At 39.5% G+C, this 22,355-nt stretch carries 18 protein-coding genes; 2 read left to right on the forward strand and 16 right to left on the reverse strand.

The window, feature by feature from the left end:
• Positions 1–46: 46 nt before the first annotated feature.
• From CRS_RS02110 to CRS_RS02130, 5 genes are all read right to left on the reverse strand, one after another.
• A complete protein-coding gene (locus CRS_RS02110) occupies positions 47–742 on the reverse strand; it encodes an ABC transporter ATP-binding protein (RefSeq protein WP_142722431.1) in 696 nt (231 codons plus the stop codon).
• Positions 736–2,082 (reverse strand): DUF3526 domain-containing protein, encoded by a 1,347-nt coding sequence (locus CRS_RS02115; protein ID WP_172616979.1) that lies wholly within the window; start codon positions 2,080–2,082, stop codon positions 736–738. The genes CRS_RS02110 and CRS_RS02115 overlap by 7 nt, the downstream gene beginning before the upstream one ends.
• Positions 2,082–3,527: a DUF3526 domain-containing protein gene (locus CRS_RS02120; protein WP_142722433.1), complete on the reverse strand. Its 1,446-nt coding sequence runs from the start codon at positions 3,525–3,527 to the stop codon at positions 2,082–2,084. Before CRS_RS02120 ends, CRS_RS02115 begins: the two co-directional genes overlap by 1 nt.
• Positions 3,528–3,530: 3 nt before the next feature.
• Positions 3,531–5,783 carry a TonB-dependent siderophore receptor gene (locus CRS_RS02125; RefSeq protein WP_228451151.1) on the reverse strand — a complete coding sequence of 751 codons (2,253 nt, stop codon included), beginning with the start codon at positions 5,781–5,783 and terminating at the stop codon, positions 3,531–3,533.
• Between the two features lie 188 nt (positions 5,784–5,971).
• Complete coding sequence (locus CRS_RS02130; protein WP_142722435.1) at positions 5,972–6,325, reverse strand: hypothetical protein; 354 nt, start codon at positions 6,323–6,325, stop codon at positions 5,972–5,974.
• A gap of 172 nt (positions 6,326–6,497) precedes the next feature.
• On the opposite strand from CRS_RS02130, the gene CRS_RS02135 reads away from it, so the two are divergent.
• Positions 6,498–7,685, forward strand: coding sequence for a DUF4861 family protein (locus CRS_RS02135; RefSeq protein WP_228451152.1), 1,188 nt, complete (start codon positions 6,498–6,500; stop codon positions 7,683–7,685).
• Between the two features lie 17 nt (positions 7,686–7,702).
• Positions 7,703–8,722 (forward strand): pectate lyase, encoded by a 1,020-nt coding sequence (gene pelA / locus CRS_RS02140; protein WP_142722436.1) that lies wholly within the window; start codon positions 7,703–7,705, stop codon positions 8,720–8,722.
• Between the two features lie 111 nt (positions 8,723–8,833).
• On the opposite strand, the gene CRS_RS02145 is transcribed toward pelA, so the two are convergent.
• The 11 genes from CRS_RS02145 to CRS_RS02195 form a co-directional block, all read right to left on the reverse strand.
• Positions 8,834–9,940, reverse strand: coding sequence for a polysaccharide lyase family 1 protein (locus CRS_RS02145; RefSeq protein ID WP_142722437.1), 1,107 nt, complete (start codon positions 9,938–9,940; stop codon positions 8,834–8,836).
• A 605-nt stretch (positions 9,941–10,545) separates the two neighbouring features.
• Positions 10,546–11,280, reverse strand: a complete 735-nt coding sequence (locus CRS_RS02150; protein WP_142722438.1) for a rhamnogalacturonan acetylesterase — start codon at positions 11,278–11,280, stop codon at positions 10,546–10,548.
• Positions 11,281–11,322: 42 nt separating this feature from the next.
• The gene (locus CRS_RS02155) at positions 11,323–12,285 is read right to left on the reverse strand and encodes a pectinesterase family protein (RefSeq protein ID WP_142722439.1); all 963 of its coding nucleotides are present in this window, start codon (positions 12,283–12,285) and stop codon (positions 11,323–11,325) included.
• 31 nt (positions 12,286–12,316) lie between these two features.
• Positions 12,317–13,225: an alpha/beta hydrolase gene (locus CRS_RS02160; RefSeq protein WP_142722440.1), complete on the reverse strand. Its 909-nt coding sequence runs from the start codon at positions 13,223–13,225 to the stop codon at positions 12,317–12,319.
• 55 nt (positions 13,226–13,280) lie between these two features.
• Positions 13,281–14,948, reverse strand: coding sequence for a glycoside hydrolase family 28 protein (locus CRS_RS02165; RefSeq protein WP_142722441.1), 1,668 nt, complete (start codon positions 14,946–14,948; stop codon positions 13,281–13,283).
• 1 nt (position 14,949) lies between these two features.
• Complete coding sequence (locus tag CRS_RS02170; RefSeq protein WP_142722442.1) at positions 14,950–15,795, reverse strand: rhamnogalacturonan acetylesterase; 846 nt, start codon at positions 15,793–15,795, stop codon at positions 14,950–14,952.
• Between the two features lie 49 nt (positions 15,796–15,844).
• Positions 15,845–17,488, reverse strand: a complete 1,644-nt coding sequence (locus tag CRS_RS02175) for a glycoside hydrolase 43 family protein (RefSeq protein ID WP_142722443.1) — start codon at positions 17,486–17,488, stop codon at positions 15,845–15,847.
• Positions 17,489–17,521: 33 nt separating this feature from the next.
• Entirely contained in the window at positions 17,522–18,775 is a 1,254-nt protein-coding gene (locus CRS_RS02180) for a glycoside hydrolase family 105 protein (protein WP_142722444.1), read from the reverse strand.
• A gap of 11 nt (positions 18,776–18,786) precedes the next feature.
• Positions 18,787–19,782: a DUF4861 family protein gene (locus tag CRS_RS02185; RefSeq protein WP_142722445.1), complete on the reverse strand. Its 996-nt coding sequence runs from the start codon at positions 19,780–19,782 to the stop codon at positions 18,787–18,789.
• Between the two features lie 49 nt (positions 19,783–19,831).
• Positions 19,832–21,247, reverse strand: coding sequence for a polysaccharide lyase family 1 protein (locus CRS_RS02190; protein WP_142722446.1), 1,416 nt, complete (start codon positions 21,245–21,247; stop codon positions 19,832–19,834).
• 31 nt (positions 21,248–21,278) lie between these two features.
• Positions 21,279–22,301 carry a pectinesterase family protein gene (locus tag CRS_RS02195; protein WP_142722447.1) on the reverse strand — a complete coding sequence of 341 codons (1,023 nt, stop codon included), beginning with the start codon at positions 22,299–22,301 and terminating at the stop codon, positions 21,279–21,281.
• Positions 22,302–22,355 lie beyond the last annotated feature (54 nt).

Genomic DNA, 22,355 nt, shown 5'->3' on the forward strand with positions numbered 1-22,355 from the left:
ACCAAATTGATAATATGAAAAGTTACTTATCAGAGTAACATAAACATCAAATTGTTTTAAGATATAATTCCTGCAGTTCCTGGGCTGTAAAAGCCTTGGAAGGTAAGTTCTGTACAAGTTCTCCCTGTTTCATAATTCCAATGTTGGTAGCAACACTTACTGCATTGAAAATATCATGAGTTGCCATTAATACCGTTCTGCCTTCCTGACCCAGCTGCCGGACAATTTCTGTAAATTCAGCAGTGGCTATTGGGTCCAGTCCGCTGGTGGGTTCATCAAGGAGAAGTACTTTTGCATCTTTGGCGAGAGCAATAGCAATACCTACTTTTTGGCGCATTCCTTTAGAATACCCTCCCAATGCTTTCTGGTGAGCGGTTTCCTGTAAACCGGTCCGTTTAAGGAGTGCAGACAGCTCATCTTTCTGATAATCGAATCCGGCAATTTTGGAAAAAAAATCAAGATTCTCCATTCCGGTAAGGTGGGGATATAAAAGAACTGTTTCAGGAATATAAGCCAGATGCTTTTTTATTTTCTGAGGTTCATCTTTTACTGAGATCCCATTAATAAAAGCATCTCCGGAAGTTGCTTTAATTAACCCGAGAAGAATATTGATCGTGGTACTTTTTCCAGCGCCGTTCTGACCGAGAAGTGCAAAAATTTCTCCCTTTTTTACTTCCAGGTTTAGAGAATGAAGCGCGGTGAAGCTGTTGTATTTTTTATGGAGATTGATTGTTTTTAGCATAGTTTTCTGTATTTGTTTTGTGAAAGAATGATAAATAAAGCGATGAAGATGAGGTATGGGAGAAATATCTGAACATATCCGATGTGTTCAGAAAATCTGAAGACTTCTGTAATCTGCTGTGCCCAGTTGACAGACTCAGCATTTTTTTCCGAGAAAATAAGAGGGTAGAAGAACAAACGTTTTTTCTCATGAAATTTTTTAAGAGAAGAAGCATATTGTAAATGATTGCTCATATCTGTTTTTGCAAGATGGCTTGATACAAGCTGGGTATGAAGATTCGGCAGGAGATAGCCGAGGTAGCCGGCAGCCAGATTTCTTTTCTGCATTTTTTCGGTGTACTGTTCTGAGGATTTCGAAGATTCCAGATCACCCATATGCTGCATGGCATAATACCACGTCCAGGTAAATGCATCATTTTCTTCCACTGTGAAATTTCTGTATTGGGGATATGCTTCGTAAAACTTTTCCATAGTGGGCTGTTTGGCTTCATCCCACTTATTGTGATAACCCTCTCTCTGTTCCATTACTGCTTTGAGAGATTCGTGAACAGGATAAATCTTCTGAATCAGGATATTGCTGCTCATAGGAATGATAAAATTGATGGCTACCCATACGATAAGGAGAATCAATGCATTCTGAGCCGATGATTTACGGAAAGAAACAATCCATCTGCACAACGCAAACCAAAATAGAACATAAAGCCATCCGCTTGCTGCAAAAGCAATAAAATAAAGGTCCAAGGGTATCTTTATCCAGGCAGAGGCAATAATCATTAAAATCAGATATACAGCTGTGACTGCTAAAAGGCGGATAAGCATCTTCTGATCTAAAAAACTCTGCAAATTGCCGCTTTGAACCGACAGCAGCTTCCAGGTTCCTTTTTCTTCTTCTTCAGAAATCAGGTTATAACAAAATGCTACAATGACCAATGGAAAGAGGAAAACAATAACAAAACTGAAATCAAAGTTTCCAACCGCTGCATTGGCCGGATTATAGAAATCAGCATTGTAGCGCTGTTCTTCCAGATTCCGGATGGTTACTCCCTGGATAGAAGGGTTTAAATCACGCATTCCGATATTGAGAGCAGCCAGTTTGGGCGTTTCATTGACTAAATTAAATTTGATATAATATAGAGCCAGTCCCAGATCATCTTTATGAAATTTAGTATTTCGTGCTATGCTTTCTTTCTGAAACGCTCCGCTTTTGGAGATGATATCTTCGTTTCTGTCAAGAAATTTTTTCCCAGTATAAATAGCCATTAATCCGGCCATGAATAAAAACAACAATGCTATGAGATATGCTTTGTTACGGTAAAATTGGATATATAAATAACGGTTCATTAGATCAATTTTAATTTTCTTCCACTTATTTCGATGGCAACAATACAGATAATGAGCCATAAGACTAATGCTGCTGCAGGTATTGGCTGTGCTTTCAGGCTTTCAGAGACAGAAGTATATCGGTATTGAAAATCCGGAAACTTCTTCCAGTTGTCTTTGTCGATGACAGCAGGAGGTCCGCCTTTTTCAGGTTTAATATTGCTGATATGCTTTATCTGAAGGTCATTTAAATGCTGGGCCATTTGATAGCGGTATTCTTCCGCCTGCTTTTGAAATTGGGTGTAGGAAAAAAAATCAGTGCCGGTGGCCATCATGGAAAAGTTTTTAACAGCGACAGAAGGATTGATCAGCCCTGAAATATCAGTCAGATTCTGTTGTCTGTTGTAAATGGTCTGCAGTTCTTTCTGATGTCTGATATAAATCTGTGAACTTATTTTCTCTCCTTCTTTCATGACAAATCCACCATAATTGAAAGGAAGCTCGTTCGTTGTTTTTACATTATAACGGGTAAGTAGGGAATCTTTGATTTTCTTAAAATGAGGATCGTCAGGATTGTGACTGTCTCCGGATTTTAAAATATCCTTTTCAAGATCGGTCTCAAAAGCGATTCGGGAAGGCGCCGGATACAGATTCTGAGCAGCAAACTGAACTCCCTTCGGCAAAACGATAATGAAAAGAAGCCAGAATCCGATAAGGCTGATCAACGCTGAAGAGGTGTTTTTACTGTTCGCTGAAATGATAACTGCCAGGGCACTGATAAAAAAATAATAGATCATATAAGCAGGAAGAAGAAGCGATAATCTTATTAAAATATCAGTGGAATCTGTAGTTTCTGACATCATTGCTGCCCAAAACACAACAGGAATTACAGGAATCAGAAAACATAAAGAAAACAGCCAGAGTCCCAGAGTTTTTCCCCAGACGATATCTCTTCCCGAAGCACCCTGTACGCTGATGATTTTTAATGTAGCATTCTCCCGTTCCTGTACAATTAATCCAAACCCCAGAAAAAGAATGATAAGTGGCACAATACTCTGCAGAATAAAAGCACTGCTGAAAGCCCCGAATCTAATCAAAGTCCCTGAGCTTCCTGCTTCCGAAAGGTTAGCGGTATTTTGTTTGTGAGCCTCCAGGAATATGACATTTCCCAGATAATCATCTAAGCCTTTGTCAAAAATATTCAGCGGATGACCGATCCTGAAAACCAAATAGCCGTAGTGAGCCATACGGTGGGGATGCTTATCCGGTCTGTGTTCCCAATGTTCGCGCACTTCTTCCCGGTATTCCTTTATTTTTGAAAAAGAACCGGTATATTTTGTAAATCCTATGCCGATGCTCAGCATACAGAAGAGAAGTACAGTAACCGTGATGATGAGGTTCTGTTTTCCTTTAAACAGATCCTGCAAGGTTTTTCTCACGATCAGCTGTAGGTTTGAAATAGCCATAGTTTAAAATTTATAAGTAGCGGTTAGTAAATAATTTCTTGGAGTTCCCGGAAATAGCCTCAGATAATTCTGAGCTCCGATCCAATAGACTTTATTGGTAATATTATTCAGGTTAAAAGCAAGCTGAATCGTTTTTGCCGGGCTGTAATATAAGGCTGCATCTATTGTAGTATAGGCAGGAAGTTCAAAACTTCTTGTAAACCACGGAACTTTTGAACTCTGATAAAGCATTCCTGCCCCGATTCCAAAGTCTTTGATCACTTCGGTGTTTGAGAAATTGTAGCGGGTCCAGATATTGACCGAATTTTTAGAGGTATTTTCTTTTCTTTTTCCCACAAGATCAAGGTTGGAATCATCCAGTATTTTAGCGTCAATATAGCTGTATCCTCCGTAAATATGCCATTGAGGAAGGATATGTCCGGAAAATTCGGCCTCAAATCCACGGCTTCTGTCTGCCCCTCGCTGTATAAGTTCATCAGGTTCTGATGGATTATTGGCGTTGATGATGATATTTCTCTGGTTAATCTCATACACGGCCAGATTTAATGAAATTCTGCCAAAAATCTGTGCTTTGATACCCATTTCTTTAAGATCGGAAGTCAAAGGTTTAAACCTTGCAGCAGATCCTGTAAGACTGGAGGTATTGGGCATTAATGTTACCGTATTGGATTGCGGCTGATAACCGGTAAGGTAAGTTCCATAAAGGTTGATGTTATCGGTTATGCTGTAGGTAATCCCGAATCTGTACAGCAGTTTGTTGTTTTTAAAAGAAGATTCGTTGGTTTCTTTGAAATTAGTAGTATCCTGAAACCACTCCTGACGGATTCCTGATAATATTCTGAACTTTTTCCAGGTAAAAATATGCTGGATATAAGCTGCATGCGTAGTGGTACGAGCGGAGGGTAAGGCGGTGATCACATTAAGCGTATTAAAATCAGGTCCCTGATAATTTTGTGCTCCGGGATTCAGATCAAACGGTGTGACATTAGGCTTTGGAATGATCGTTCCATTGTAATTGACGGTCTGATAATCTGAAGCTTTTGCAGGATCGTAAGAGGATGCTACTGATCCGCTCTTTAAAAGAAAACCTCTTGCGGCATTTTGCAGTCCTCCTTTTCGTTTGTCCCAGATCTGCCCGTCATAGCCTATTAAAGCCTGATGCTGAACAGCTCCTGTTTTAAATTTAAAATTAAAATAGGCATTTATATTATCTGTTGCCCAGTTTTGTCTTCTCTGCACAAACTGCATCATGGCGAGACTGGAAACCGGTTTGTTGTCCATGTCAGGAACAAAAGAATTGGTTGTTCTGTGCTCCTGAAGATTTTCTCTCCAGTATTGCTTCATATATGAGGCATTAAAACTAATCGATTGGTTAAAATGGTGAGCAACACTTCCTATCAGAATAAGTTCTCTGGTTTTAAAAAAGTCATCAGGAGCTCCCAGGTTCAATGTTCTTGGAGTACTGTACAGATCTGTTTTTCCGGCTACAGCACCGAAAATAGGCTGCCCACGGTCCAGGTTTCCATAGAGATCATTGAAAATCATTTCTACATTCACGGAGGTCTTTTCATCGGGAATAAATGTCAGGGATGGCGAGATCAGAATACCGCTGTTTTTAACATGATCCCTGAATGAGTAAGCGTTCTGGTAAGCTCCGTTAAAACGGTAAAGCAAGGTTTTACTCTTATTCAAAGGACCTGTAAGATCTGTGGAGACACGGTAAGTATCAAAGCTGCCTCCTGATGAAGTGATCTCATGTTGGGAAACGGGCAATGGTTTTTTAGTCACCATATTAATCGTTCCTCCAGGATCCACACTTGACATGGTAATGCTTGCCGGACCTTTAAAAATTTCCACACGTTCTATATTGGAGGTCATCGGCTGTAGAAAATAGTATTGCCGGGTTCGCATACCGTTGATAATCTGGCCCTCCTCATTCTGGCTGATTCCACGGATATTGTACTGATTATAATAGCTGGAAGGAGAGACCCCGTTAACATTTTTCATTACATCTCCAAGCTGAAAGGCTTGTCGGTCGGTAATCAGTTCCTTGGTAACCGTATTGAGAGTTAAAGGCAGATCTTTATTTTTCATTGCAATCTTGGTGGCTGCAAAAGAGTAGACGGATGTATAATCTTTAGACTTTCTTCCGATAACCTCAACGGTTTGAACCACTGTAGATAAAGAATCTTCAGAACGGGACTGTGCATACAGAAATGACGATGCGGTGATGAAACTTAGACTGAAAAGTTTCACAGAATTTGGGGAAATACAATGAATTATTCCCGAATAATTAAAATTACTGGTAGTCATGAACAGGGAAGTAGGGGCAGTGAATTTGCCTATTAATAAAAGGATATCCTTACTAATTTGAAGACACAGGTATCCAAGGAATTACAGTACAGATTAAAAAATCTGTAAACGAAATATTAGGGCAGCATAGATTACGCTACCGCAGAAAATGTGGATGGGGGAGCTCTGGAGCTGAAAAAATCGAGAAGACAACGATATGAAATGGCTTTCGGCTGTGGCATCTCGTTATCATTAGTAGTGTCGATAGCAAAATCCAGATTCAAAGGTTCAGGAAGAAGAACATTGGTCATATGCAGATGAAGTGCACACTGACATTCGTCGTCCTGAGAAAAGGTAGGAATTTTCTCTTCTTTTGAACCTTTTTTATAGATCACTTTACTTTTGGAGTGTCTGGCATGATCAAGACATGTCGTTATCCCGCTGACATTCGAAACAAATATCAGAAGTAAAGAAAAAACAAAAAAGACTCTGAGAAATTTTTGCATAATAGAAAAGCAAATGTACAATTTAATTTGATAAAAACAGAATCAGGAGCAAAAAGTAACAGATATTTTTGGTTTTTAAAGATCTGATAAGATTTAAATAACTTCAATTATAATCACTTATTTATTGACAAATTATTTATATTTTTGGTTGATTAACTTATTGAGTAAAATTATGTTGATACCGAATTCTACCTTTATGGGCTTAAGTTGTGCAATCGGTTGCATTGCTTCGTGTTTTTTATCTGCCCAGCGATCTGTACAGGTGACCAATTTTTTGGATTTTCCAAGAAATGAGGTGGCCGCAATTCCAGTGGCTCAACTGCATTTGTTCTTAAACAAGCATAGTGAAAACGAACTTAGAATAAAAGATGCAAAAGGAAAATGGCTTCCGATTCAATGGATAGATAACGATGGTGATGGTAAAAATGATGAATTGCTTTTTCCTGTTGCTATTGGCTCCGGAAAGACCAATACATATAGTGTTGTAGCAGACGGAAACGTTCATATTCCGGAAAGCAGAATTTCCACCTATTCTAGGCTGGTTCCTGAAAGAGTAGATGATTATGCCTGGGAAAATGACAGGGTTGCCTTCAGAGTGTATGGCCCAAAAGGCCAGCAGGAAGCTTTACAGGGAATAAAAAGCAGTACGCTTTCCAGTGGTGTTGATATCTGGCTCAAAAGAACAGATCTGCCCGTAATTAATAAGTGGTATAAAGGCTATCTTACCGATCCTATGTATTACCATAAAGACACAAGAGGAGAAGGCTATGATCCTTACCATGTGGGAAACAGCAGAGGAACCGGAGGCATTGGAATCTGGAAAGATGACAAGCTTCAGGTTTCCCAAAATTTTGTAACCTCCAGAACAATTGCTGAAGGTCCTTTGAGAACTGTTTTTGAACTGACTTATCAACCATGGAGCGAATATGGAGTGAAAGAAACCAAAAGAATTTCTCTGGATCTGGGTTCCAGCTTTTCTAAGTTTGAATCTGTTTTTGAATCTGAAAAGCCTGTTCCGAATTATACAATAGGAATTACCCTGCATAAAAACGAAGGAAAATCTCAATTGAATGATCAGTATGGATACTATCTTCATTGGGAGAAAATAGACGATGCTTTTGTGGGAGAAGGAATTATTGTAAATCCGGAAATCGTTGAAAAGTCAATCGCTTTTACTTCTGATGTTCCTGATGAAAGTAACCTGTATGTCATTACAAAACCCAATAAAACCTTAACCTATTATGCAGGATTTGCCTGGCAGAAAAGCGGACAGGTTCAAACACAGAAAGACTGGGAGAATATGCTTCAGAAACAGGCTCAGATCATCGCAAAACCATTGTTGATAAAAGTAAAAGAGTAATTTTTAAATAATAAAAAATGAATCTAAAAATATACACATTTGCATTAGGATTGCTGGCGGTCCATTATTCTGCCCAGAGTAAGGATACCCTGGCAGAAAAAATGCTGATCTATCAGCTTCCCAATGGCGGCTGGGGAAAACAGCTGGAAGATAAGTCGGTGGTAAACTATAGTCTGCGCATAGATAAAGCCCTTTTAAGAAAGATAAAATCTACTGGGGATGATCATGCAACCATTGATAATAACGCAACTTCGAGAGAGATCAATGGATTGATTAAAGCGTATGCAACTACAAAAAATCCGGAATATTTAAAAGCGGCAGAAAAAGGAATCGGCTATCTTCTTATGATGCAGTATGATAACGGAGGTTTTCCGCAATATTACCCCAATACAGGACTCTACAGAAAGCAGGTGACTTATAACGATAATGCAATGATCAATGCTCTGACTGTTTTGTACAATGCTGCGGAAGGCAGGAATAATTTTGATGTGATTTCGCCTTCCCTGCAAGAGAAATCAAAAATAGCGGTCCAGAAAGGTATCGGATGTATTTTAAAAACTCAGGTGCTCCAAAAGGGAAATCCTTCCATTTGGGCGGATCAGTATCATGAAATTACTTTGCAGCCGGATAAGGCGAGAGCCTTTGAACCTGTTTCATTAGCTACAGGAGAATCAGTAGGAATTATAAGGTTTTTGATGCAGCAGCCCGTGACTCCTGAAATAGAAAAGTCCATAAAAGCAGCAGTAGCATGGTTTAAGCAGAATAGAATTGAAGGATACAGTTACAATGTTGCCAGGCAGAACGGGAAAGCGGTGAGAATACTGGCTGAAGATAAAAATTCTGTGATCTGGGCCAGATTCTATGACATTCACACCAACAAACCTCTGTTTGGAGACCGTGACGGCAGTGTAAAGTATAATTATAATGAAGTTTCGGAAGAAAGGAGAAATGGATATAGCTGGTTTGGGAATTTTGCAGAAAAACTGCTCGCCAGAGAATATCCCAAATGGCTGGAAAAAAATAAGATAAAGGAATAATTAGCGTCATTCATGAAGCAGGCTGAAGTCTGCTTCTATTAGAAACTAAAGAGAGTACCTCAGAAATGAGGTACTCTTCTTTTTTATTACTACTATTATTAAAGTCTTCTGTTAAAAAGCGTCACAGACATTTCCGCCTAACGTAGCTCCTGCATTAGCCGTAACATCAGCTTTTACATCAGCTGCATTCAGTTTTGTTATGCTGTATGGCGGGGTGAATGCGGTTCCGCTTCCTGCTGTATTTCCGGTAACATTAATAAAGCTGCTTCCGGTTTGCGTTACGGCAGTAAAGCCGCTCATTAAATTAATAGGCTCTTTTACGTTTTCAAAAACATTTCTTTCGACAAGAATATTAGCCTGTACCCCTGCTGCAATACATTTATTGCTCACAGAACTGTTGAAATAACTGTTCAGGATATGAATCTTTCCAAACCGCACTCTCGGCATACGCTCTCTGCATCCAGGAGCCCACCAGCAGCGTACAAAAGTTACATTCAGTTTTCCGGCATCCGCTGTAGCACCATCACTGGAGCCGATAAGGTTAGAAAATCTGTGGTCATCTGTCCCTCCTGAACCTCCAGGTTTCGGAGCTTTCAGATAATGGAACTTGGTATAGGAAACCGTAACGTAGTCGGATTTGTTTTTGATATCAAAATTTCCATCCACACCATCTCTGAATTCGCAGTGGTCTATCCATACATTTCGACAGTCATCAAGGATAGCATTGTCCCAGCCATCCGTATCATAGGCTCCCGGACCTTCGAAAATAAGGTTTCTGATGATGATATTGTTACATCTTTTAATGTTGATAATTCCGGAACCGTCTTTAGTCTGGTCTGTAGAAACAAGCTTTGCTCCTGCAGTCCCGTAAATTGTTTTTCCGGTCTGATCCTGAAGAGATAAACGGGTAGTGATGGTAATGGTTCCGGTTACTTTAATCACTTTTACAGCTGTATTTTCAATAGCCGCTTTTAACTGGGCATAGGTAGAAACCGTTGTTTCTGCAGCGGTTCCCCCTCCAGTAGTTCCTCCGTTTTGAGAAGCCCATCCCGGAGCTACACAATTAGCCAGAGGAACAATCTTTTGGGCCAAAGTGTTTTTAGTATTGATTTCGCTTTCTGCCAGGTCATTACTGATCTCTTCGTGACCGCATCCGGTAAGGGCAAAAGCAGAGCTTAGAGCTGCCGTAAAGAAGGCAGCCTTGAACATTGTTTTCATAGTTTATATTTTGTGATTTGTTCTGATGTAAAATTATGAATTTAATATGTAATTATTTTATATTTTAGTATATTAATATTTATATAATTATAATATTAAATATTTAATTTGGTTAATCGGTTGCATTTTATTGTTTGTTTAAAAGTTTATTTATTGTTTGCAATAACCGATAAAAATCAAGAGTTTTGATGTGTGGATTCAACGAAATAACTGATTCTTATTATAGAATATATTATTGATAGAATTTTTGTTATTGTAGGCATAGGTTTAAAATGTAAAAACAGCCTCAACAGTATGATATAAATTTCCTTCTTCATCTCTTAAACCAAGATATCCGAATTCTCCATTTCTTCGTTATGAATTGTAAATCACTGACCTTGATTTCGGTTGTCAGGTCTTGTTATTTTTCACATAACATTATCTGATTTTTTCCTTTGTTTATGGGGGAAGTTGGATTATTTTTGGGATAGCTAATTATACTTAGCAAATCTAGTAAAACTAATTTCCAATCGTACTCAGCCAGGGTACGGTTTTTTTGTTGGCCGTTAATTTTATAGCTGTCCGGATAAGTACAGAATGACAAACGGGGCACATCGCAACGTTTTTTATTTAATATAGGTCTCCAATCCTGTTTTCATCTTTTTCAAAGAAGCAGCTGCCAGTTTTGCAATAGATTCGGCTCCCAGTTTTGATAAATGAGTATCATCATCTTTTCCCTCAGGATAATAAGTTTCATCCCCTTTTTTATAGTGCAGATGCAGCTTTTTTGAATTTTCCGGACCATAAGAAATCTCCAGTTGCTCCGATAATAACTGTAAATCAACAAAAGGAACATGAAGATCATTCGCTACCATTCTGACAACTAAAGGATATTCTCTATGGGTATCTACCAAAACTCCGTTTTCATTAAAATTTCTTCTCACGATGGAGGTGAGCAGAATGGGAATTGCCCCTTTTGACCTTGCTTCGGTTACATATCTTTCAAGATTGGCTCTGTATTGAGTATAGGGATTGGTAAATCGTGCCGAATCATTGACTTTCTGGTCATTATGTCCAAACTGGATGATGACAAAGTCTCCTTTCTTAAGCTGATTCATCACTTTATTCCATCTTCCTTCCGTTCTGAAGCTTTTTGAACTTCTCCCGTTAGTAGCGTGATTCTGAATAGAGATCCCGGAAGTCAAAAGAGAGGGAAGCATCTGTCCCCAGCCATGTTCCGGGTTTTTATCAGGATTTTCTTTATTGGCCATTGTTGAATCACCGATCAGAAACAGGGTAGGTTGTTGTGCCAATGTCATGATTGAAAGGAAGAAAAGGAGTAGGGGTAGCTTTTTATACATAGTTGTTTTTTATAAATTTTTTTACGTCTGCTCAAGAATTCATTAATTAGGGTTCCAGCCATCCAATATTTTTTTCAGGGTATAATTTTTCAAATCTTTTTGGGTGAGCTGATGAGACCATTTGATGCGTTTTGAAGTGTTTCCGCCTTCTCCTTTACTTGCGGACTCTGCATAATAGGCGGTTTTTTCTTTATCGGGGAACATTTTATCGCCTTTCCATGGATTCCAGCCTTCAGGGAGAATGTGTTTTCCCATTTCTGTATTGATAAAAACTGTTTTGGCGTAGGGCCTCCAAGGTCTTCCCAGAAAAACTTTGGTAATGCCATCTTTTGCAACCAGTGTACAGTGTAAGAATACAAAACCATATTTCCTGTCAATTTCGGTGGCAGCAGCAGTGATATAAGAATCAGCAAGACTTTTAATTGTACAGTTTTTAAATACGGCAGTGGCCTGTCCGAAAATAAAATCTGTAGTTCCTTCTATATAGCAGTTTTCAAAATACTGCCTGCTATGATTGGTCGCAGCATATACGGTGTCCTGGCAGCCCAAAACAGCAGCGTTGGTGATGATAAAACGATCACCTTCTACATGAAGGGCAACAGCCTGCCCTTCGTTGCATGAGCTGTTTTGAATCGTAAGATTGGTAATTTTAATATCATCTGCCATCACCAATACCGTATATGAATTGAACGTTGTCATCTTTTCATTGAAGGCATCAGGCTTTCCGGAGAAATCATTATAGGTAATGACCGTATTTTCTCTGTTTTCGCCTTCCAGAGTAATTTTATGTTTCGAAGAGGGAATCACTATCTTTTCATGATAGATTCCCGGCTTTATTTTGATCAATGCTTCAGCAGGTCCCAGATCTCTTATAGAATTGATGGCTTTTTGAATGGTGGTAAAATCCCCGTTTCCTTTCTGATCAACCGTTATGATAATGTACGGTTCACCAGCCCACAAACATTGAAATGTTGTTATGAATAGAATTAAAAGTAATTTTTTCATACCATTTATCGGATACGTTTGAGCTTAAGACTTATTTTAAAACTTTATTTAAAAAATCTACAATATAGTTCAGTGTTTCTGTAAACCAGGGTTCTGCCGACCAGAATGAATGCGGCGAATCTTTGATCTCATGAAATTCAGTAGGGATGTTATAAGACCGCAGTTTCTTCATCATATCATCTCTTCCTGCGTGGAATCTGGGCTGCGAACTGTTGATGAAAAGAGTAGGCGGTGTATGCTTATCTACATATTCCAGGGGTGAGGCTTCCGTCCAGTTTTTGAGATTAATGTCCCTGTCACCATCCAGCCAGTAAGAAGCATATGTACTTTCTTCAGCTTCAGGGTGGATAAACGAAACAATCCCGTCCACATTGATGATGGCCTTTATTTTGTTTTTGGCTTTTACTCCTGCCAGGGTAGCCATCTGTGCACCGGCAGATTCACCTAAAACCGCTATTTTATTTTTATCTACAGCGTATTTTCTGTGGTTTTTCCTGATCCATTGAATTGCCGTTTCAATATCTTCAATGCCAGCAGGATATTTGGCAATATCAGCAAGGCGATACCCAACGGCAATGACGACAAAACCTTTTGAAGCCAGTTCCATTGCCATGTATTTTTCATTTTCTTTACTTCCGGAAATCCAGCCTCCGCCATGTACCATAGCAATTCCTGCATGTTTTGTTGATGTGTCAGAAGGGTAATAAACATCAGCTTTTAAAGAAATTCCGTCAACAGTGCCATATTCAACATCTTTGTCTATTCTGATATTGGGAGGGATGGGGCGATCAATAGGAGTAATGAAGCTGTATTTCTTTTTGAGCTTTTCAAAAGTTCCTTCATTGGTGTAAGGAGTAGCATTCGGCCTGCTAGTCTGCCCGAATGCCATCATCCCTACAAAGAAAATAGAAATATAAGTATGTCTTTTGTTAAAAATCATGAGCCGGATTCTTATATTTTTACACCTTTAAAAATGCGTAATGGTTTGAATTATATTATTTAACTGCATTCTTAGGCACATCCGTTCCTATAGAAAGTAAACTTTTGTCAGATAGTATTTCTTTTGGCAAGACCACAGTTCCGGTTTTGTTTCCTAAAACTTTGATATAAGGTGGAGTTGAGGATTCAAACTTTACGGCAGCAAGGTTGATATTTTTACTGTTGTAAACCGTAGCACCTGTACCTTCAGAATATTTCAACGTTACATTTTTCAATTGAATTCCGTCTGCATCTACGATAGTCAGTGCTTTTTTTGTATCAAATTTTGAATCTTCAATCACAATATTTTTAAGGTTCATTTCAGCCAGACCAAACAGGGTGATGGCTTCATAAGAATTAACGGCATTGATGTTTTTAAAGAAGATGTTTCTGAAAACCGGAGTTTCTTCCGTTACAGGATACATTTTTTCCGGGGTTTTATTTCCTTCCTGTTTTTGTCCCTCTTCTAAAACCGGTGAAGAACCTTCGTAAAACATATTAAAACCAATGGTTTGGGTAGGAATATTAATCATATCAATATTTTTAATGTAAATATTTTCTACAATTCCACCTCTTCCACGGGTTGTTTTAAAACGAAGCCCGATGTCTGTTCCGATGAAAGTACAATCTGATACCTGTATATTTCTTGCTCCACCGGACATTTCGCTTCCCACGACAAATCCTCCGTGGCCATGATACACTACATTATTTTTGATGATCACATTTTCCGTAGGCATTCCTCTTTTTCTGCCATCCTCATTTTTCCCGGATTTGATACAGATAGCATCGTCACCCACATCAAATGTATTGTCATAGATCAGAACATTTTTGCAGGATTCGAGATCTACACCATCGCCGTTTTGTGAAAACCATGGGTTTCTGACGGTAAGATTTCTTAGGATTACATTAGAACACATCAGTGGATGCAGGTTCCACGCGGGGGAGTTCTGGAAAGTAGGACCATCTAACAATATTTTGTCGCAACCCACCAGACTTACCATTACCGGGCGCAGAAAATCTTTTACAGTGGTCAGTTCATCTTTGGATATTTTATCAGGAACATTGAAGCTTGAACTGCTTTCAAATCCTTTTTTATAACTTTCTGAAGGATACCATGTTTTGCCGTCGGAAGATAGGATTCCCCCTGATGTTATGATTTCTTTCCATTCAGATTCTGCAACTTTACTTTTTTTGATGGCTCTCCATGCGTCACCGCTTCCATCAATGACCCCTTTTCCAGTAATGGCAATATTCGTGGCATTTTTTGCGGAGATAGGAGACTGGCATCGGATGGTATTGAGGCCTTCAAAACTTACATCCACTAAGGGATAATCATTTTTATCTTTACTGAAAATAATAAACGCTCCTTCTTCTACATGTAGATTGATGTTGCTTTTCAGCTCAATAGGACCTGTTAACCACATTCCCCTTGGTACCACCAGTTTTCCGCCTCCTTTTTTACTAAGGTCTTCAATGGCTTTTTTGAAAGCGGCCGTATTTTTTACAGTTCCACCGGAGATTCCGCCAAACTGCGTGATGGAAACTGTTTGGGCAGGAAAAGAGGTTTCTGCAACCTGAGGCATTGTAAACTCAATATTTTTGTAAATATCCAGGTTCTGGGCAAAAGCCTGCCCGGAAAACATCATTGCTGCGGCCAAACCGATAATTGTAAGTGACTTCTTCATGTTATTTTTTTTGAGTTTTAATTATTTTTTTAAATTCCTGATAAACCAAAGAGGCGACTGCTTGGGCTCCTTCAGGCTGAAAATGAGTATTATCTTTCTGTCCTTTTGGGTAGGCTTCATACACGTTCTCCGGAAGGTTCATGAAATAATGACTGGTGGTAAAATCCTGTCCTTTTTTTGTAAAATAATCCATTGACAATCTATTAAGATCGATATAGGGAACGTTCATTTCCTTTGCAACATCAATCGGTGCCTGCCAGTAATCTCCGTGCACATTGTCCAGTTTTCCGTCTTTCCAGGGGTAATTTCTGGCGACCGGAGTTACAATAACGGGATTTCCTCCTTTCTGCCTCGTCTGAGAAACGAATAAACGTAAAAATTCTTTATATCCCTGAATATTTACATAACGTTCCGGATGCTTTTCTGAACCGTCGTTGTGGCCAAACTGCATGATCACATAATCACCAGCCTGAAGGTGTTCATAGACATAACGCCATCTTCCTTCCTGGAAAAAAGTTCGTGTGCTTCTTCCACCGTGAGCTCTGTCTATAACCGCCACAGAATCACTTGTGCTAAAGGGCTTCAGAGATTGTATACTGTCTTTTGCAAAAAATGGCTGAAAAACCTGTCCCCAGCCTGTGATGGGATACCGGACTTTCATATAGTCTTTGCCGGGATCATAATCTCCGGTATAATCAGCCATTGTGGAGTCTCCGATGAGGTAGATATGGGTTATTTTTCTGTCCGTTTTTGTAGCTGTTTTCTGTGCTTTATCCTGTGACTGACATGCTGACAGAACCAGGGCACTTAATAAAAATAAAACGGGTTTACATATTCTTTTCTTCATGATTATTTTTGTTGGATAATCGGAAAGGCATCTTTTTTTATTCTCTATTTTATTTCTTAGTAACCCTGAACCAGTCAAAATCGGCATATCCTCCTCGTGGTGCTTTTGCCGTACTGATGCTGTAAAGTCCTACTTTTGCTCCAATCCATTTTCCCGGTTTTGCCTGGAAAATTTCACCTGCTTTGATGAAATTTTTGCCATTTTCGCTGTAACTGAACTGACATAATCCATTGGGCTCGGTTATATTCACTTTTAAATAAGCTTCATTGCTTTTCAACTGAGTTTCCCAGAGTATCTTCTCCTCACCGCCTTTATCTGCTTTTTCAGCTTTCCTTAGTTGTACATAATAACCATCCGGTTTGTTGGTGATAACCAGTGATGCATGATCTAGTCCCATGATCAATAATCCTGCAGTCTTGCCATCTTTAGCTTCTTCGGGAACTAATTTTACCTTTGTTTTGGCGGAAAAATTAGGAGCGGGGAATTTTTGGGTTAACAGATTCGGAACGTTCCAGAGGTTTTTTTCACCTTCAGGAACTTTTATCGCGAATAATCTTAAAAATTGCTGTCCGGGAAGTTTGGAGGACCATATAATATTTTCATTCGCACTCCATTGCCATTGTAACCCTAATTTCTCCCCATCAAATTCGTCAGTCTCAACAGGAGTAATTATAGGAGAGGATTGACCCGTATCAGGTTTTTTATAACGTTCAACAGGCTCTCCGATTCCGTTTTTATTATAGTCTGTTCCCATTACAGGCCAGTCTTTTTCCCATTTCATAGGCTGAAGATGAATAATTCTTCCTCCGGCATCTACATCCTGAAAATGATAGAACCAGTCTTCTCCGGAAGGTGTATCCACCCATGCTCCCTGATGAGGTCCGTTGACGGTTGTTGATCCCTGTTCCAGAACAATTTTTTCTTCGTAAGGACCATAGATGTTTTTTGATCTCAACGCAAGCTGCCAACCTGTTGCAACACCACCTGCCGGGGCAAAAATATAATAGTAGCCGTTTCTTTTATACATTTTGGGACCTTCAACAGTAGGATGGGCGTCATGACCGTCAAAAACATGAATTCCTTTGTCGAGTACTTTTGTTCCCTCAGGATTCATCTTATTAAGGGTTAACATACTTTTTACTCCGGCACGGCTTCCGGCCCAGCCATGAATAAGGTAGGAATTGCCGTCTTCATCCCAGAAAGGACAGGAATCAATCAAACCTTTTCCTTCCATCACCAACACGGGTTTTTCCCAAATTCCCAGAGGATCTTTAGTTTTTACCATATAAATTCCGAAATCCGGATCACCCCAGTAAATGTAAAATTCTCCTTTATGAAATCTGATGCTGGGCGCCCAAACACCATCGCCTCTTTTGGGGGTTGAAAAGTGTTCAAGAGGTAAGATATCCTGAATGGCATAATTAACCAGTTTCCAGTTGATCATATCTTTGGAATGTAGAACAGGCAGTCCGGGAGCTTCGTTGAAACTGGAGGCTGTCATATAATAGTCATTTCCCACACGAATCACGTCCGGATCTGAATAATCTGCATATAAAACGGGGTTTCTGTAGCTTTTCCCCTGGTCGGCAGTCCATACTTCCGAAACATAGTTTTTCTCCTGTGCCTGAAGATAGGTGGAAGCAGCCGAAAAGGCAGTAAGGAAAATGATATTTAAAATACTTTTTGTCTCCATACAATCACATTATACTTTACCTCAATCCTTTTTTTATTTTTCAAATTCTAAACAGGCAAGAATAAACGGACCTGTTCCTTTTGGATCATTGGAGCGGACTTCTTCATTCACATAATATTCGTAAGAACCGCTTCTGTAGGGTGTTCCGCCCAAGCCTGCCACGGCACAGCATTTATTTAAGCTGACAATGCCGTTTTCATCTACTGTTATCAGGTTTTTGATAATGCCGTCGTATCCTTTTTTTGCATAGGCTTTATACGATTTGGGTAAATATCCTTTGTTGACGGACTTTATCATGGTGTACACAAACATAGATGAGCCTGTTGCTTCCAGATAGTTACCCTTTTCTCCTCCTTTATCCAATACCTGATACCACAGTCCTGTCCTGGAATCCTGAACTTTGATAACGGCATCACAGTAAGATTTCAGGTAGGTAAATAATTTTGCTCTTCCCGGATGGTTTTGAGGCAGATAATCCAGTACATCTACGATAGCCATTCCGTACCAGCCCATTGCTCTTGACCAGAAATTGGGGGAAAGCCCGGTTTCTTTATTCGCCCATTGCTGTTCTCTGCTTTCGTCCCAGGCATGATAGAGCAGTCCCGTTTTTTTATCCAAAAGATGTTTCTGAATCAGTTCAAACTGATTGATGATATCGTTATAAGCTTTTTCAGCTTCTTCTCCTTTTGAAAAATCATGGGTATAATGAGCATAAAAAGGTTCTCCCATGTATAATCCGTCCAGCCACATCTGGTTGGGATAAATTTTCTTGTGCCAGAAACCGCCTTCGGAAGTTCTGGGCTGACCGTCAATCTGGGAACGAAGAGTTTGCAGGGCTTTTAAATATTTGTCCTTTTTCTCCTGCTGATAAAGGTAAAGAAGAACATTTCCACAATTCAGCATATCAATGTTGTATTTGGAAAGATCGTAAGAAATAATGCTTCCGTCTTCTTTCACCATGGTGTCACCAAAGGTTGTGATATACCTGTAATACTCTTTGTTTCCGGTTTTTTCAAACAGTCTTTCGGCTCCTTCCAGAACGATGGCTGTGGGATAGCTCCATTTGGGTGCTTTGTTGTAATCCAGCATCCATGCCTGAGGAAATCGTTGTATCTCAGAAAGAAGCATTCTTTCAGACCATGGAAGTTTGGCTGAGATTTTTCCGTTTACCGCTGAATGTATTTCGGATGAAGAATTTGGCAATGGTTGTTGTGCACAGGAAAAAAAAAGTCCTGAACATACTGCTGCCAATGCATAGATTGTCATAGAATTATTAATAAAGTTCATGCTTTTAAACTTTAAAGTTGTTGGGTTTTATCCAGAGTATCCAGTTTTTTATCCAGATCCTGGTAGAAAGCGTCTTCGGTGGTTATGCCGTTGGGTTCCTGTGACCAGGCTCCTAAAAAGTAATAAGATACATTTTTTGTCTTTTTGAAAATGATCGTATGGGTAGATTTCGTCTTTACATATTGATCAAAACTTTCAATAGGATAGAAGACTGCCATTCCCAGATTGTCTTCTTTTTTGGCTAAAGTTTGCGGCCCATAAGTCGCAATATAGCCCCATTTTTTATTCTTACTGATTCCCTGTTTCAAGGGAATATCTTTAAAAGCAACGATTCCCGTACATAACCCTGAAAGGCTGCTGCTTAGGGTAAGGTCTACTTTTACGAAACGGTCTTTAGGGAAAATAGTAAGCTTTGACTGCAGATCTACCGGATTACCCCAGGTTTTCCAGCTTTTGTAATCAATAGTGGCATAAGACCGGTCTTTTTCATTCACCACTTTTGCGGTAGTCTTTTTTACGATTTTAAAAGTTTCAACATAATCATTCTGCTCATCATATCTTCCATAAGACCCGATTCCGATGGTACGGCCGGACTTCAGGATATCCTGTCCCCACGGAGCATCATGATGATAGGATTCAAAACCATCCTGACCAACTTCCTGTAATACCGGAGTGGTTACTTTTTTACCAAAAATATCCGTAGCATTTCTCCAGTCCAGATAGAGCCTGTAGCCGATCTGATTGTTTTCCAGGCCAATTCCTTCATATCTGATATATGAGGAGTGATCTGTATGGGCTTCCGGCAGGGTAAGTTCCTCAACATTTTTAAAAGTTCCGCCAATGTATTGATTGCCTTCCCATTGGCCGCCTTCTTTTACGGAAAGTTCCGCATAGGAAAATGGAGCCTTAGGGTTTTTCTTACTGTTTTCATTTACAGAAGTCTGTGCTGAAAGGGTTGAACTGATAAAAGCTCCTGCAATACATATTGTAAATAAGCTGAATTTCATACTTTTTCTTATTAGTTTACCGATTTGTAACAAAGAGTTGTCATGGTTATTAGCGTTGTTTATCGGTTATTTCACTCACGATATCATTGAAGTATACTTCAATATTGTCATAATTTTTATCCAGATCTCTACCATTGGCATTGGCGGATTTTGGTTCTAAATGTTGTCTGATTTCCCACGCATCAGGCATTCCGTCGTTATCTGAATCGGGGAGTGGTCTTTCCTTCCTTAGATTTGGAAATCCACCAACGTCTTCCTGAGAGTCGATGATTCCATTTGTACTCCCTTTTGATCCTGCATAAGTAAAACTTCCGGTTTCGATGTCCTTTATAACATGAAGATCAACAGAATCACGGATGAGGCTTGCTCCTCCGTATTGTAAAGTTTTATCATATGCTTCCTGTGCAGAATGGGTGATGATATTATTTTCAATATTGTGAGGCTGATTGATCCTGATGGCGTTTTTATCCTTTTCTGTCAGGTTGTAAGAAGGCTTCATCTGATTAAAAACACCTTCTTTCCAATTGTCTTTAGTTGCTTCAGGGCATCCTTCCATGATATTTCCATGGATGTAGTATTTCCCCCAGATATCATAAACTTCTGTTTTTGGATTTTCATTTTTGTCGATGGCGACAATCCGCTGTCTGGTGATGGTGGCAGGCCCTGGTTTGTAATAATTGTTGATGATATTGACGTTCATCCCTTCGCCTCCGTATAGGCTGTTATGCCCCCAGTTGTAGATCACATTATTCCTGAAATCTGTCAGGTCGGTGAGAGCAGATCTACTTCCTGCATATTCGCCTAGCCGTGGATTCCTGCTGTCGTGGTGAGCATATATATTGTGATGGAATGATGCCCATTTACCTCCGGCAATTCCCCCATAACCATGAGCTCCTTTCTGATGGAAGCTGTTTCTGAGGCTTTCCGCAATAATGCACCATTGCAGGGTTGTATTTTCGTTGGCGTAGATGGAAACGGTTTCGTCTGTGGACCAGCTCATTGAGCAATGATCTACCATCAGATTTTTGATAAATCTGGCTCCCAAGGCATCACCTTCATATTTTTTCTGATCTCCCATTCTGAATCTCAGATAACGGATAATAACATTGTCGGCTGCTACAAATGTTTCATAGTTGGCAACGGTAATACCGTCTCCGGGAGCGGTTTGCCCTGCAATGGTGACATTGCCTTCTTTTATTTTTAAAGGAGACTCAAGATAGATGGTTCCGCTGGTTTTAAAAACAATATATCTCGGCCCTTTCTGATTCAGGGCATATCTTAATGTTCCTTCAGAATGATCATCTTTCAGATTGGTTACGAAATAGACCTTTCCGCCACGACCTCCCGTTGTGAATCTTCCAAAACCTTCAGCACCAGGAAAGCTCAGGACTTCCTGCGCGTGGTTCAGCGGAGAAATACTGCATGCAATTCCTGTAGCGAATAGTCTGATGAAACCTTTTATCATAATTGAAGATTCTTATTAACCTGGATTTGAATTATTGTAAGTTTTTTTTAGCATTCCAGCTATCCTTGCCTCTAAGGATATTATCTGCCGTATATTTTTTTCTTTCCTGCTGGGTCAGCTGATGTGACCATGAAACTCTCTGGACGGCATTGGCTCCTGGGCCATGGGAGTTGCTTTCTGCATAAAATGTTGTCTTTTCAGCTTCCGGTTTGCTCCAATTGTGCCAGCCTTCAGATTTTATGGAGGAATTAAGCTCACAATCAATATACACTGTTTTAGCAAAAGGTCTCCACGGCCTTCCAAGATACACCGAATGTTCTTTTGCATTTCCTGTAATTTTAGAATTGATAAAAACAAATCCAAACTCATTTTCCTGTGGAGTAGAAGCGGCTGTAACGTAACTTGCTGTTTCTTTGGAATAAATGACACAGTTTTCAAAAACGGCTGTTCCTGCCCCGAAAATATAATCGGTAGTGCCTTCTATATAACAGTTTTTAAAATAATTTCTTGACGGTTTTGTCTTATCCTGAAGATCCTGAGCTCCTTTCAGATATAAAGTATCCTGGTTTCCTAAAAATCTGCAGTTTTCAAAAGCAATCCTGTCACCTGAAGTCAATACTGCAACCGCCTGTCCGACTTTTCCTGAGCTGTTTTCAAATGAAATATTTTTAGCACTGAAATCATTGGAGTAAATAAATAGAGTAGACGAGCCTGTAGTTCCGATTTCCTTTCCTTCGGCATTTTTTTTAGAAGCAAAATCATCATAAGTAATGATTGTTTTTTCAGGATTTTCGCCTTCCAGAAAAAGAGCTCCTTTCGATTCAGGAATAACAATTTTTTCTTTATAAACTCCTGCTTTAATAACAATTTTTGTCCTCAGAGAAGAATTGTTGTCAACGGCATCTATCGCTTGCTGAACGGTTGTGAAGTCGCCTTTTCCGTCTTTCGAAACCACGATGGTTTTATCTCTGGTCTGGAAAGAAAGAAGGGTACATACAGCAATTAAAAAAGCAGAAAACAGCATACAGTTTCTAAAAAAGATAGAATATCTCATAAAGCATTTTGGTTTAAAATACAGACTGCTTTCCTGGGGAATACAGCCTGTATC

This window comes from Chryseobacterium sp. ON_d1 (assembly GCF_006829085.1).
Taxonomy (GTDB): Bacteria; Bacteroidota; Bacteroidia; order Flavobacteriales; family Weeksellaceae; genus Chryseobacterium.